This is a genomic window from Arcticibacterium sp., from assembly GCF_055134445.1.
Map to the genome: position 1 here is coordinate 1 of NZ_JBSRVI010000038.1, position 15,067 is coordinate 15,067.

Here is a 15,067-nt window from a genome sequence, read left to right on the forward strand (position 1 = left end):
TATTACCTACACAGGTAGGTGCTTGGTCTACGCCTGCATTTGGTTTGATACAAACACAACTTGGAATCGTCACTTTAACCGTATCGCTACAGGTTGAATTGACAGCCCAAATAAAGTTATAAACGCCTGGGTTTAGTCCGGTCACTGTTGAGTTGGCGGCACTGGAATTTGTAAATACTGCTCCTGATGGATTGCCAGTTACTTGGCTCCATGCTCCGCCTGATACGGCTGTGGCTGCCAATGTTACGGAAGTAATTGCAGTATTACCTACGCAGCTTGGTGCTTGGTCTACACCTGCATTTGGTTTGATACATGCACAATTAGGGATGGTCACTTTAACGGTATCGCTACAAGTGGAATTGACAGCCCAAATAAAGTTATAAACGCCAGGGTTTAGTCCGGTTACTGCTGAGTTGGCGGCACTGGAATTTGTAAATGTTGCTCCTGATGGATTACCTGTTACTTGGCTCCATGCTCCGCCTGTTACTGCTGTGGCGGCTAATGTTACGGAAGTTATTGCAGTATTACCTACGCAGCTTGGTGCTTGGTCTACGCCTGCATTTGGTTTGATACAAACACTATACAAATCACTCTCCCATAATCCTCTTCCATAAGTGGCAGCCCTGATTTTTGAATTGGGATAATAGATTTCTAAATCATTGACATGGTTTCTTGGTAAGTCTGTAAAAAATTGGGTCCAAGGTGTATTATTATCCATATAATAAACACCGATATCCGCACCTAAATAAACCGCATCTAAAGGGCTATTTTTTGTGTAAACAATGGTATTCATTGGAATATTTGGTAAACCAGAAGAAATATTAATCCAGTTGGCACCACCATCCACTGTCTTAAAAACTTTTGTAGATGCGTTATAACCTGAAAACGTTACCCACACTTTATTTGCATCTGTATTTGATACGGTCAAATTTGTTATTACCGCCAAATCAACTGGCAAATCTGCAGTGATGTCCGTAAAGTTCAAGCCACCATCTATCGACTTTGAAATATTTATAGAACCGGTATTGTATATATCTGCCTTAACAGCATATATTATTTGAGTATTACTTGGTGCTATCTCAAAACGAGTAATTCCACCATTACCTACAGGAATTCCTAAAGTAGTCCAAGTCGCACTAGCGTCTGATAATACACCATCGCTTTTGTACAAAGCTGGACGTCCACCGGCATAAACTAAACTAGCATCTACCGGATCTTGATGAATAGGGCTAAAAAATTCGATTCCTGCGGGTAAACCAGTAATGTTTGTTCTATTTATTCCACCATCTAAAGATAATGCAAAGGCTCCGTTAGGATTTGAAGTTATGATGACTTGATCATCTGTACGATCAATAAATCCATCTTCGCCATCTCCACCGTTTGTTACATACCAATTTCCATTCGTATTTTTCAAAGTTCCAATGTCTTGTAAACCTGCAATCATATTATAAGGCGTCAAAGATGACTGACCAACGTTGGTCATCTGAGCAACCCTCAAATTTGTACTGATATCAGTCCAATTTGTACCATTATTCAATGATTTTGAGATACCCCCATCGCTGGTTATAAAAAGCGTGGTATTGCTACCCGGCAAATACTCAAGGGACTGAATATCTGCATGCACATAGTCGGCGGAAGACATGCCTACACCTGGATAATTGGTATCATTACCTAACCAATAAGATCTTAATGCCCAAGAAGTTCCACCATCCGTTGATTGCCAGGCATTACATCCACCAATGGTTACAAGGTTGGCATCGGAAGGAGAGACTACAAGAGCCAAGTTATGCGTCGCCTGACCTGCAGGATCAGTAGTTAATGTATCGCAGTTTAAAATATTGTTTGATAAAGAAGCCATAGAAGAGCGTTCAGAAAATGAATCGCCACTATCTGAAGAACGATATGTTCCTAAATAGCCCCCATCAGTATTACCATATAGCACATATACATAAGCTGAATTTGCTTCAGAAACAGCCATCAAGGCACGGCTTACACTACTTGAATTTGGTAAACCATTAGTTATCTGCGTCCACGTAGCTCCTTTATTTGTCGATTTATAAAAATCTTTGCCTACGGCATACACCGTATTTGGATCTCCAGGTTTAAATTCAACGTCCTGCAAATCATAACTTCCTGATAAACTAGGATAATTAACGGTTGCCCAACCATCGGTAGTTACGGCCATCCCTGCATTTAAAACCGCAATCATGTTTAGCGGGTTGGCAGGGTCCATAATCAAACGTCTGATGGTCCACCCATTACTCGCAGGAATTACAAACGCGGTAGTCCCCCAAGTACTTCCGCCATCTATGGACTTTAGAATACCAATACTACTTCTATCATACTCTCTATTACCAGAGGCTAAGTACATTATTTGAGTATTGGTGGGGTCGATCACCAAATCTGCACAACCTATAATGGGCAGAAAGTCGGAGTTCGTAGTCCAATTTACACCGCGTCAATAGTTTTCCATAGTCCACCATCAGGAGAACACACATACATGATTGATGGGTTGCTAGGATCGAAACGAACCATATCAATACTCCCCACACCCGAGACATAACCAGAAGGTTTACTCAATGGACCTATTTCTGTCCAGTTTCCTGTACTTGTGTTGGCGGCCATAAGATTCATACTCACCCTAGCCTTGGAATTTGGTTGAGCAGTGTTTTCCTTTAGCCAGCTTTCAAAGTTGCCATATGCCGTTGATGGCAAAGTCATGTCACCAGATGGATATACTCTAGGAGCCGTAAATGCCTCCCATCTTTTAAAGGGTTTATACCCTTGACCTTTTTTAGGTTTTACACCATCCCAATTTTTGTTAAAAGCGGATTGTAATTCCATAAAAGTGACACCTCTTCTATCACCAAACTCTCGCCATTCAATATTTCTATTTTTGGGCTTAATGTTACTTGGCAAAACATCAGTATTTTTACTATTAACAGATGTCGCATCTTGGCTATTGGATGTATTCTTCTGACTAAAGCTATTGATTGCTAACAGGAGCAAGAAACTAACATTGAAAATGTTTATTAATTTCATGTAAAATTTAGTGTTTCATTACCCATTTATAAGTAATACAGGGAATATGTGTTTTTAAGAAGCATCTATTTATAAAGGAGAACTTCATAAGTTCTAAGTTGTGGTCTGTAACTTCAAAAGTATAATAAGGCTGTTTAATCCATTTATTTATACAGTCTTTATCTACTTGAAAATTCTCATTTTCAAATTCATTAAGCTCAAGTGGTAAAACTTGCTCTTCCATCATTATAGCATAGTGACCCCGTGGAAGTTCAAAGGTAAAATCACCATTAATATCCGTCGAAAAGGTTTTAATTATTTCTGAGCGACAGGTGAAGTTTGAATCCCCTTTCTTGATGTAGAAAGTTTTATTTGGATAGGGCTTAGGTTGATACGACGTACCAAGTGTTTCATTTGTTGGTCTTGCACCTTTACAATACTGATCGACCTGCTCAACTTTGCCTTTTATAATAAAAACAGGGCGTTGCGTAGAAATGCAAAGGACCGCATGATGTCCTTGCAGAAAAGCTAACAAAAAAATAAAAAAACTCATTTTGTAAGAAATTATTTTCCAAGTTCTAAATTTTAAAAAGGCTACCAATCCCTTAAATCAAACAACCACTATAGCTTTATCATTAAATGAGTTTTACTAGCTCCGTCTTATCCATCTCCGACAATTATATAACGAGCTTTCGGGTACTTAAAAATATCATAATTTAAATATTAGATTTTTTGGTACAAACACCACTTTTACCCACACGAACTCCGCAAAAATAGTGCCATTCGGCAGATTACATTCTTTGGCAACGTGCGATTTTAGACTGTAAAATCACTTCCAAATTGATTAAATATATCATTGATATGCCCGCTGAATAAAGGAAAGTTGATACATCTATATTGAATCACACAGCCATTCCTTTAATATGATTTAGCCTATTTAGGTACGAATACGCTTAAATGCTTTTTAGCGAACAAGAAGCAGATCGATTTAGGAGATTAAAAAATTATTCTAAAAGCTCATTTCTAGCCCTTTCGGGCGAGAGACTTGAAGTAAAAGTTTGAGCTATCGAAATTCTGAAGTGATCAATTGATGTTGATGATTCTTGACACTATTAAATGGAATCAAGCATAATTTTGCAGCACAAGCTTATCACTTCTGCTACAAATAATCATTCAATTTTTGTTAGAAGGATTTGTTTTTAAGCCCAATAAATATTAGAAAATTTCTTTCTCCCTCGTTTCAAGAGACCTTGAAAGTTTCAAGATTTTCTCAGAAACTACAACCGACGCCTACCTTCAACAATTATGCCGTCTATAATTTCATGCAAGACTTTAAACCACTCCATACTGACACAAAAGTATCCTATTTAATAATTTTCAGGAGCCCTACTATTGGAATTAATCCTAAGATTGTCTGTCAAGACTGGGATGCTTGACCTTATCATTAAAATTAAAAGGTTTATTTAGAAAAAAAAAGGAGCCTCGAGGCTCCTTTTAAATATCAAAACAAAACTGTTTTTTTTAAATTAAGATATTACCCGTCATTTCTGCTGGGATTGCTACGTCCATCATTTTGAGGATAGTAGGTGCTACGTCTCCTAGTTTTCCAGCTTCGGGCTGGCCTTTGTATTCTGGGTCTACCACTATAAACGGAACTAGGTTAAGCGAGTGAGCCGTGTTGACAGACTTGTCGTCATTTAACATGTAATCCGCATTTCCGTGGTCGGCGATGATGATGAAAGAATATCCATTTGACAACCCTACCTCTACCACCTCTTTTAAACAAGCATCTACCGTTTCCACAGCTTTCACTACGGCACCAAAATCACCGGTATGCCCTACCATATCTGGGTTGGCAAAGTTTAAACACACAAAATCAACATCACCTTTTTTTAGTTCTGGTATGATACCGTCTCTAATATCTGCAGCTGCCATTTCTGGTTTCAAATCATAGGTAGCCACATCTTTTGGCGATTGAGCCATGATTCTACTTTCTCCTATAAATTCTTTTTCACGACCACCAGAGAAAAAGAATGTTACATGGGGATATTTCTCTGTTTCGGCTACTCTAACTTGCTTCTTTCCAGCAGCTTCTAATACCTCACCCATGGTATTCACCAAATTGTCCTTCTCATAAATAACCTCTACGTTTTTGTACGTAGCGTCATAGTTAGTCATGGTTAAGTATTTCAGTTTCAATGGATGCATATCTTGCTCAGGGAAAGCCTCTTGCGTAAGTGCTATCGTAATTTCACGGCCACGGTCTGTTCTAAAGTTAAAGCACATCACCACGTCACCTTCCTCAATCACAGCCACAGGTTTGTCGTGCTGAGTAACCACTATAGGCTTCATAAATTCGTCTGTCACTCCAGCGTCATAAGCATCTTGGATGACAGAAAGTATGCCACCGTTTGAAACAGAATGCTCACCAATACCCTTCACCATGGCATCATAAGTCAGTTTTACTCGATCCCATCTTTTATCTCTATCCATAGCAAAATACCTTCCTGTCAAAGAGGCTATTTGACCACCATGAGTGGCTAAATGCAGTTGCAAATCAGATACAAAGTCTTTTCCAGACTTAGGGTCACAGTCTCTGCCATCTAAAAAACCATGGACAAAAACATCTTTACATCCTGCCTCTGCTGCTATCTTAGTCAGACCTTTTAAATGGTCAATATGAGAATGCACACCACCATCAGACACCAGTCCAATAAAATGCACCTTTTTGTTATTATCTTTAGCATATTTCAAGGCATTTTTAAGTACAGGCTCATCGCCCATTCTACCTTCTTCTAGCTCTACATTGATTTTTTCTAGTTGCTGATACACCACTCTTCCAGCTCCTAAATTCATATGACCCACTTCAGAGTTTCCCATTTGACCGTTTGGTAAACCCACCGCTCTACCAGAAGCCTCTAACGTGCTGTGCGGATAAGTGCTCATTAAATGGTCAAAATAAGGTACATTGGCCGCTTCAATAGCCGAACGCCACTCTTCACCTACTTTAGGAATTCCCCATCCGTCTAATATGATTAATGCTACTTTCTTATTCACGTCTTTTATGTTTAGTGTTTCTATTTCTTAATTGTTTGCTTTAATGGCTAAAAGCTTAAAACTCTTCCTTAATTAACCGCTCTGTAAAACATGGTGCTACAGTTTTCTGGTCTCAGTACCTGTTTTGCCACGGCTTGAAAACTTTCAGGTGTTATGTTCTCCAAATTCTCAGCGTCTCTATTACATAACTCTGGGTCGCCATAATTAGCGGCAAAAGCCAAATTCATGGCTCTAGTAAGTAACTCTACTTCAGAAAACTGCAGTGAAGCTTCCGCTTGGTTCTTTACCTTTTCTAGCTCTCTATTTTCCATCAATTCGGTTGTCAATTTACTAACAATTTTTTCGACACCTTCATTCCCTTTTTCTATACTTATTCCTTCATTTAAATTGCCGCTTATCATCAATAAACCAGGATCTAAGGAAGAAGAAATATAAGCATTAATATTATTAAAAAGCCCTTGCTTTTTTACTAATTCCTTATAAAGTCTTGATGACTTCCCTCGGCCTAATACATCGCTAATCAAATCTGCCTCATGGAAATCGTCATGATACCTACCCGGCATATGATACGCTTTATAAAGTGCATTTAGCGGCACTTTAGCTTCAGTTTCTAAAAACCTTGCTTCGGTCTGAATAGGCTCTACAGGCAATTTCCTTACTTTTTTTGGCCCTGCAGGAATATCACCAAACCACTTTTCGCTTAATCTTTTAACCTCCTCTAGCGAAATATTACCTGCCACTACGAGTGTCGCATTATTAGGTCTATAATGTTTAAAGAAGAAGCCTTTGACATCTTCCATGGTTGCATCTTCAATATGCTTAATTTCTTTACCAATAGTCGCCCATTTATAGGGGTGATTTTTATAAGCCAAAGGTCTCATTTTTAACCAAACGTCACCATAAGGTTGGCTTAAATAACGTTGCTTAAACTCTTCAATAACCACCTTACGCTGCACCTCCAGTACTTTGGGGTCAAAAGAGAGACTCAGCATTCGGTCAGACTCTAACCAGAAAGCCGTCTCAATATTTGAAACGGGCAATGTGATGTAATAATTAGTTACATCTGGCGATGTAAAGGCGTTATTCTCCCCTCCTACTTTTTGTAGCGGCTCGTCATAACTTGGAATGTTTTTAGAACCGCCAAACATCAAATGCTCAAACAAATGGGCAAAACCAGTACGGCTTTCGTCCTCATCTCTAGAGCCTACGTTATATACAATATTAAATGCTGCTATGGGCGTGGTTTTATCTTCATGAAGATATACTTGAAGCCCATTTTTCAAGGCGAAATGTTGGTACGAAATCATTAATTCGGTTTTGCTTAATGCGTGGCAAAAATAAGGCTATTTGAAGATTTGAGAGATTTTTTACGTTAAAATCACACTATTTTTTTACCTTCAAATTATCAAAAGAAAACCTATTGAAGACAAAATCTTATGTGGGCGGCTGGAAGTCCATTTTTTATTCGTTCCATGTAATAAAAGAAGCTGGACTAGGAAGCGTAGCCAAAACCATCACTTCTAAAAACACCTGTAAAACCTGTGCTTACGGCATGGGAGGTCAAAATGGCGGCATGGTCAACGAGGCCAACGACAAAATAGAAATTTGCAAAAAGAGTCTTCAAGCACAATTAACCGACATTCAAGCCCCCATTCCTGCTGAATTTTGGGCAGAGAATAGTATAGAACAGCTCCGAAAACTTAGACCAAGAGAATTAGAAATACTGGGAAGATTACGGCATCCGCTCTTAAAATTAAAAGGAGAAAACCATTATAAAGCCATTACTTGGGAGGATGCACTTACTAAAATAGCCAACAAGTTTAAAACGACCGAACCAAACAGAACTTTCTTTTATAGCTCAGGAAGAAGTAGCAATGAAGCCGCTTTTCTTCTACACCTTTTTGCAAGAATTTACGGCACCAATAATGTAAACAACTGCTCTTATTACTGCCATCAAGCCAGTGGTGTGGGCATGAAAAGTACGCTTGGCACAGGCACAGCCACCATTCAGGTACACGATATCAAAAAAGCAGATTTAGTTTTTGTCATTGGGGCAAACCCTGCCTCAAACCATCCTCGTTTCTTAACAGAACTGCTGCATGTGAGAAGGCGTGGCGGAAAAGTGGTGGTGCTCAACCCTGCCAAAGAACCCGGTTTGGTAAATTTCTCGATTCCTTCTGATGTCCGCTCTTTATTCAGCTCAGGTTCAAACATTGCCTCCCATTATCTTCAACCAAAAATTGGAGGTGACATGGCGGTGCTTTATGGAATTGCCAAAGTTTTGATAGCAGAAAACAAATTGAACGACGATTTCATAAAACAACACACAGAGGGTTTTGAGCACTTTAAAAAAGGCGTAGAGCATCTTACTTGGGATGCTATTGAAAACAATTCAGGATTACCGGCTAAAGAAATCAGAGAGATAGCGGAAGTTTATCTTCAAGCAGAAAACGTCATTTTCTCATGGGCTATGGGCATTACCCATCATAAACACGGATCTGAAAACGTGGAGGCCATTGTCAATTTAGCCATGCTACGCGGTATGGTCGGAAGAAAAGAAGCGGGTCTACTCCCACTAAGAGGGCACTCTAATGTACAGGGAATAGGTTCTATGGGGGTTTCTCCGGCTTTAAAAGAGAGCGTATTTAAAAATATAGAACAGCACCTGAATGTCAAACTTCCTACATCAGCCGGCTGGGATACCATGAAATGTATGGAGGAAGCTTATAAAGGAAAAGTAGACATGGCTTTCTTATTGGGAGGAAATCTTTATGCCTCCAATCCAAATCTTACTTATGCCGAAAAGGCATTGAATAAAATTCCGCTTAAAGTTTTCATTAACACCACACTTAACGAAGGACACATAAAAGCGGTAGACCAAGAATGTTTGATTCTCCCAGTACTCGTCCGTGATGAAGAGAAACAAAAGACCACACAGGAATCTATGTTCAACTATGTTCGAATGAGTGATGGCGGTATTGATCGAATAGAAAACCTCCGCTCAGAAGTTGACATCATTGCTGATATTGGAAGTCGTGTTTTAGGTGATGAATTGATAAACTTCAAAGCCTTCAAAAGTCATGAAGCGGTTAGGAAAACCATAGCCGCCGTAATTCCCGGCTTTGAAAAGCTCAACGACATAGACTTGACTAAAGAAGAATTTCAGATACCTGGCAGAACCTTCCATACCCCTGAATTTAGTACGACATCTGGCAAAGCCCAATTTGTTTTCAATCCCCTACCCGATTTGGAGCGTTCAAAAGATGCTCTTTCACTGATGTCTGTCAGAAGTGAGGGGCAATTTAACTCTATAGTGTATGAAGAGCATGACGCTTGGCGTGGCACAAAACATAGAGATGTGTTACTGATGAACACGGAGGATATTGCTGAAAAAGGCTTAAAAAATGGGCAACGCGTTAATGTCAGAAGTAAATCCGGACAGATTGATAATTTTGAAATCGTAGCTTTTGATATTGCCAAAGGTTGCGTTTTGGGTTTCTATCCAGAAACTAATTTTTTGGTTTCTTCCGAAACGGATGGTAGAAGTTTGACGCCGTCGTTTAAGAATACGGAGATTTGGCTGGAGGCTGTTTAGTTTGTCATGATTTTGGCAAAACGCCAAAATCCCGCCTAACTAATCGAATACTTTATCTTCGCAAGGGATTTCATTCCTTGCTATTGATATTATGCCCTCTGGGGCATATATAATCTACATATTATATTAGACTCAACCTGCATTGAAGGAAGAATAAGCTAGTGGTTGATTTTCCAATAGCGGAGTGTTCCTAAAAGCGTATTTCTAAAGCCACATTCTTCTATGTATTGAAACCCAGCTTCTTCCAGATAGCGTCTAATTTCGCCATTGACATGAGCCGACGTGGTATGGAAATTATCGAAAACTTGAAGTATAAAAAACAAGATTCTTTGCACAGGATTAGAGGCCTTGCCCCAATCTGCCAAAATAAAAACACCATCCGGTTTAAGTACTCTTTTCAGTTCTTTGAAAGCATTTATCTTCTCTGCCGCTGTCAAATGATGAAAAACCCAAGAAGAAATAACTTTGTCGAAATAATGGTCTTGGAAAGGAATGGTTTCACCGTCAAACGTCTTTAAACTCAAATTAGGAATGTTTTTCTTTCCTGCTATCTCAAGAATTCGTTTGTCTACATCTAATCCTACCATTTCCATTACACTATATTTTTCCAGTAATATCTGGCAAAGCGTAGCGGTACCACAGCCAAAATCTAAGATTTTATCTTCCTTTTTAATTTCCGCCAACGCTATGACTCTGGATTTAATCTCTTTTTCAGGGACGCTCATATTTATGAACCAGTCGTAAATGGGGGTAAAAATATGATACTTGAGAGCCGGAATATATGCCATTACCAGTTTCCTGTTTGGGTGACTGTTTCTAGCTTTTGCTCTATGTCATCTGGTAGTTTCTCAAAAAAATCAAGCTTGGTCATCTGCTCCAAACGGTCTATGCTCACTTTCATGTTTTGTTTATCGAAATGATATAGGGGCTCATTAGGCATAAGGTACGCCACCATATTTCTTGGCTGGGTGCCGTCACTTGAAAGTGTAAATAATATTTTGAAAAAATGTGTCGGTACACTTACATCATTATACCTCCCGATGTATTGAAATCTGTGCTCAAAAACGGGTCCTGTTATCACGTAAAGCGTTCCAAATTTTCTGGCCCAACTTCTAGTTTTTATCTCCAGTTCATTCCAAGCATACCTGTTAAGCACCGAGTCAAAAGGAGCAATATTAGTCATTGAAAAAGTTTCTTCCATTTTGGACTGGCAGCATTTAAAGTCGCCTGCTGGCACCAGATGCCCTCTGTCATAACCTGAGCCAGAATAATCTTTATACTTTGCCGTTGGCGAAGCTAAAACCTCTTGGTCGTTAAAACGTATCCCATATCGGCTGGCATTACCTCTGGTAAAGCTACTTTCTAATTTATGTAAGCTAAATCTCGCTTGCATAATGTCTTCATCATAATACACCAAAAAGTTTGGTTTTTCTATCCACTCGCCGTAAGTGTCAGGCTTTGGAAGTAGCGTTTCGGGATAAGCTAAAAACTCTGGTATTTCTTTCGGTGCTCTGGTCAATGGCAGTTCTATCCCGAATGTTTCTGAGATAAAAGCTACTATTTTTTTGGAATTATTAAAAGCGTAAATGAGCCCTAAAAAGATGATATAAACCCAAAAAGAACCAAAATACCTTTTAAAAAAAGATTTGCGATACGCCATGAATAAAACAAAAAATGCTGAGCGAACAAATATCAGAAAAAGATTTGGGCAAGCATTAAATAGCCCTTTTTAGTTTAAAAGAGGTAAAAGTCAAAACGCCATCTCTTCTATAAAAGATATTAATATTCCGCCCTTCTTTTTTGGAAAGTAAGCGATAAATTTCCGCCAAAGTCATCTTCGATACATGCACGTTATTGATGAAAATAACTTCATCATACACCTTCAATCCAGCTAAGTCAGAAGGAGAACCTTCAATCACATCTTGAACATAAAGTCTATCTAAAGAGCCTTTTTTTGCTCTAATATCTAAGCCACTCATATCATGTTCAAAGGGCTCTTTTATCTTACTTCTAATAGGCTTAAGAGCCATATAACCCTTGCTGTAATTTAGCGTAACCTTAAACCTCCGCAAAAACTCCCCTCCAATACTGCCCTGTCGGTTATCATCAGACGGTGGGAACTTCATACTAAAAGCCAAGGAATCAGGAAAGGAAGCTATCACATTATTCATTTTAGTATGCCCAATAGATACTTTCGGCACACGACCTACATTTCCAAAAATCTCACCATTTAGCCCTCTACCTAAACTTGCTCTTATCACTTTTTCGGGTAATTCAATATGGCCTTCTTCAGAGTTTAATAGTAAAGCGTGACCCGCTCCCGTGTCTATCACCAATCTTACATTACGCTTTTCTTTATTGGCTTCTGTAATGTAAATGGCATCCGTATATGGTTTGGATTGGGTAATCACAATAGGGAATTTGTTGCCATACTTTCTCTTAAACTTAAATTCTCGTGGATCGTTGATGGTTAGAAAGAAATTTGAAAAATCTATCGTCACTACAAAGTTTTCAAAGAGAGCATGGCCAAAAATACCATGGATAGGCACACCCATAAATTCTGAAAGATGCAATATATCTTCACTCAAGACCACAATGTTTTGTCTATAGCCCGTTATGTCTCCTAACTCAAACCTGTGGTCAATGGATACCATGGCTAAAAGGGATTTTTCTTTCCCTGCACCACTTATTTCTACCTCTCGCACATATCTCAAACCCATTTTCTTTGCCACATCTGGATCAGTGATAAAAATTGAGCTTACACCAGTATCCAAAATAAAATTTAGGGTGTCCGAATTATCCAAAAGTACGGGCACCACAATAAGGTTAGAATAAACCTTAAATGGCATCACATATTTTTTTTTCCCTCCTTTAATATGAAAACCATAAACTGGATTTTCTTTCTCTTCCTTACCCTTTTTCCAGAACTGCCCATTAGCGGTCTGTACAAACGCTGTAAATAGTGCGATCAGAAGTAATGTGGTTATTTTGGGGTGCTTCTTCATTTAAGTATCTAAAAGTCTCGGAATATACACTATATGCTGCATAATAGTAAAGAGAATACGATTCAATCATGTTGAAAGCTAGGTAAATCAAGGGGAAATGCAGAATTTTGCATACGAATGATAGATAAAAAGGTAGACATACGAGAACTTAACAAAGTCAAACTTACAGATTGGTTCATCGTAGAAGGTGAAAAGAAGTTCAGGGCTAATCAAGTTTGGGAATGGTTGTGGCAAAAATCTGCCACTAGTTTTGAAGATATGTCCAATCTTTCAAAAGATTTACGAGTTAAACTCCAGCAAAATTTCGTTATAAATCCTGTCATAACAGAGAGTTCTCAGTTTAGCTCAGATAGAACCATAAAATCTGGTTTTAGACTGCACGACGGGCATTTAGTGGAAGGTGTGCTCATTCCTACTGATAAAAGAATGACGGCTTGCGTATCGTCTCAGGTAGGTTGTTCATTGACCTGTAAGTTTTGTGCTACCGGCTACATGAACAGAGAAAGAAACCTCACCGCAGCAGAGATTTACGACCAAGTAGTCTTGATAAAAAAACAAGCCGAAGACAACTACCAAGCTCCTCTAACCAATGTGGTTTATATGGGCATGGGAGAGCCTCTTCTAAATTATGCAGGAACATTAGGCTCTATTGAAAGACTAACCGCAGAAGATGGCCTAAACTGGTCTCCTAAAAGAATTACAGTTTCTACCGCCGGTATTGCCAAAATGATAAGAAAACTGGGCGACGATAAAGTTAAATTCAATTTGGCTCTTTCCCTGCATGCTGCTAATGACGAGAAGCGTAATCAAATTATGCCAATTAATGAGAGCAACTCACTGACCAATCTAAAAGACGCTCTTAATTATTTTTATAAAGAAACTGGCAATCAAATAACCCTAGAATACATCATTTTTTATGGCTTTAACGATAAGCTAGAAGATGCTCAAGAGTTATTGGATTTTGTAAAAAGAGTGCCTTCAAAGGTCAATATCATTGAATATAATCCTATTGCCGAAGCAAACTATCAAAATGCTGACCCAGAAGCCATCGATAAATTCGCCAACTTCCTTGAAAAAAGAGGTGTAACGGTTAATGTGAGAAGAAGCAGAGGAAAGGATATAGATGCCGCTTGCGGTCAACTGGCCATCAAAGAAAAAAAATAGGCATCACAAACGATTTTTCATTAAAGTTCCACTTAATATAAAGCGGGTTTTAATCTTAGCTCAGTTAATCCGTTGAACAGAATCTTCATCCTGCTTTAAATGAAAGCGTTGGTCTTAGGGAACATTAATTCTTATGTCCCGTTTCTTGCAGGCTTATTTGGTACAAACCGTAAAGGTGCTCATTGAAACAATCGCCTTTAAATATGGTTTAATGAAATCGGTTTATCACTTGAGTTCACATAAGAATATCAATTAGCCATCTAAGAGCTTTTAAAAGTCTCGTAACTCAAACCTCTCTAAGAGTTCGGAATTAGTCTTTGCTAATTCTATTTCTCTTTCGAATGTCATTATCCTCACCACTTTTTCTTTTATCGTAGATCTATCAGGATGCGTTTCAAAAATATTAATAAAAAATTTATCGAAGAAGTCGTCTTTAAACACAAAACAATAACCAAAATCATAAGTAGACAGCTGCTCTAGTAAGTTTCCCTGATAATTTTCAGGATTGTATAGAATCAACTCTTGTTCTAGACTCGGGAATATTTCATTTAACTGTTCTTGGATATTACGCTTTTCTTTTAGTGCTAATTCTTTTAACGTTCGAATAACAATCGTAAGCTTAAAATAATTAAGTCTAAAAAAGGCCTGTGCCTTCAATAAAATATTTAAATACCGAATATTTTCCAGCTCAATGGCCACCATTACCTTATTCTCAATCTTAATTTTACAGGCCATTGGCACCACCATAACATTGCAGTTTACTTCTTTGTAAATGGTTTTTATAAAACTTCCCCAACCTTCTCCTTTTCCAGTTCCCTGAAGTCCACTAACCACAATAATATATCCTGAAGTGTTTAATTGCTCCATCAAGCTATCTCTTTGACCTTCTTTAAAAAGGTACATTTTAACTTCTGAAATATTACTTAAGGTATGTTTTAGTTCGATTTCTAGTGCATTCAAATTATCCTTAGACTTTTGATAATCATCCTCTACAAGATGAATGACGTCAATATCCACTTTAAAACTCCAAGAATTAAATAGTAGAGACTCAAGGGCACGACCTGAATTGCCAGAGAAATCTGTACATAAAGCTATTTTAACATTTGATTTCATTGCTCTGTATTTATGATTCTAATACATCTACAGTCCTATTTGAAACATTAAAGAAAAACTATCAGAATTATCTTTATTCGTAAAAGTCAATAACATCCAACTCAAGAATAAG

11 protein-coding genes are annotated in these 15,067 nt (G+C 38.3%); 2 read left to right on the forward strand and 9 right to left on the reverse strand.

Annotated features, from left to right (window positions below):
* From ACTBZY_RS05960 to ACTBZY_RS05980, 5 genes are all read right to left on the reverse strand, one after another.
* Positions 1–2,371, reverse strand: a 2,371-nt coding sequence (locus ACTBZY_RS05960) for a WD40/YVTN/BNR-like repeat-containing protein (RefSeq protein ID WP_463045432.1), incomplete at its 3' end; no start/stop codon positions are given.
* A gap of 77 nt (positions 2,372–2,448) precedes the next feature.
* On the reverse strand, positions 2,449–3,042 hold the full coding sequence (locus ACTBZY_RS05965; protein WP_463045433.1) for a hypothetical protein: 594 nt from the start codon (positions 3,040–3,042) through the stop codon (positions 2,449–2,451).
* A 7-nt stretch (positions 3,043–3,049) separates the two neighbouring features.
* The gene (locus ACTBZY_RS05970; protein ID WP_463045434.1) at positions 3,050–3,574 is read right to left on the reverse strand and encodes a hypothetical protein; all 525 of its coding nucleotides are present in this window, start codon (positions 3,572–3,574) and stop codon (positions 3,050–3,052) included.
* Positions 3,575–4,542: 968 nt separating this feature from the next.
* Positions 4,543–6,078: a 2,3-bisphosphoglycerate-independent phosphoglycerate mutase gene (gpmI, locus tag ACTBZY_RS05975; RefSeq protein WP_463045435.1), complete on the reverse strand. Its 1,536-nt coding sequence runs from the start codon at positions 6,076–6,078 to the stop codon at positions 4,543–4,545.
* 68 nt (positions 6,079–6,146) lie between these two features.
* Positions 6,147–7,385 carry a M16 family metallopeptidase gene (locus tag ACTBZY_RS05980; RefSeq protein ID WP_463045436.1) on the reverse strand — a complete coding sequence of 413 codons (1,239 nt, stop codon included), beginning with the start codon at positions 7,383–7,385 and terminating at the stop codon, positions 6,147–6,149.
* A 113-nt stretch (positions 7,386–7,498) separates the two neighbouring features.
* Here ACTBZY_RS05980 and ACTBZY_RS05985 point away from each other — a divergent pair, with 113 nt between their 5' ends.
* Positions 7,499–9,673: an FdhF/YdeP family oxidoreductase gene (locus ACTBZY_RS05985; protein ID WP_463045437.1), complete on the forward strand. Its 2,175-nt coding sequence runs from the start codon at positions 7,499–7,501 to the stop codon at positions 9,671–9,673.
* Between the two features lie 158 nt (positions 9,674–9,831).
* On the opposite strand, the gene ACTBZY_RS05990 is transcribed toward ACTBZY_RS05985, so the two are convergent.
* The 3 genes from ACTBZY_RS05990 to ACTBZY_RS06000 all read right to left on the reverse strand — a co-directional run bounded on the left by ACTBZY_RS05990 (position 9,832) and on the right by ACTBZY_RS06000 (position 12,678).
* Positions 9,832–10,398: a class I SAM-dependent methyltransferase gene (locus tag ACTBZY_RS05990; protein ID WP_463045438.1), complete on the reverse strand. Its 567-nt coding sequence runs from the start codon at positions 10,396–10,398 to the stop codon at positions 9,832–9,834.
* A 62-nt stretch (positions 10,399–10,460) separates the two neighbouring features.
* The gene (locus ACTBZY_RS05995) at positions 10,461–11,333 is read right to left on the reverse strand and encodes a DNA/RNA non-specific endonuclease (protein ID WP_463045439.1); all 873 of its coding nucleotides are present in this window, start codon (positions 11,331–11,333) and stop codon (positions 10,461–10,463) included.
* A gap of 55 nt (positions 11,334–11,388) precedes the next feature.
* Positions 11,389–12,678 (reverse strand): pepsin/retropepsin-like aspartic protease family protein, encoded by a 1,290-nt coding sequence (locus tag ACTBZY_RS06000; protein ID WP_463045440.1) that lies wholly within the window; start codon positions 12,676–12,678, stop codon positions 11,389–11,391.
* Positions 12,679–12,795: 117 nt separating this feature from the next.
* Between ACTBZY_RS06000 and rlmN the strand changes: the two genes are divergently transcribed.
* Positions 12,796–13,842 carry a dual-specificity RNA methyltransferase RlmN gene (gene rlmN, locus ACTBZY_RS06005; protein ID WP_463045441.1) on the forward strand — a complete coding sequence of 349 codons (1,047 nt, stop codon included), beginning with the start codon at positions 12,796–12,798 and terminating at the stop codon, positions 13,840–13,842.
* A gap of 270 nt (positions 13,843–14,112) precedes the next feature.
* Here the strand turns inward: rlmN and ACTBZY_RS06010 are convergent, their stop codons facing one another.
* Positions 14,113–14,955, reverse strand: a complete 843-nt coding sequence (locus ACTBZY_RS06010) for a hypothetical protein (protein WP_463045442.1) — start codon at positions 14,953–14,955, stop codon at positions 14,113–14,115.
* Positions 14,956–15,067 lie beyond the last annotated feature (112 nt).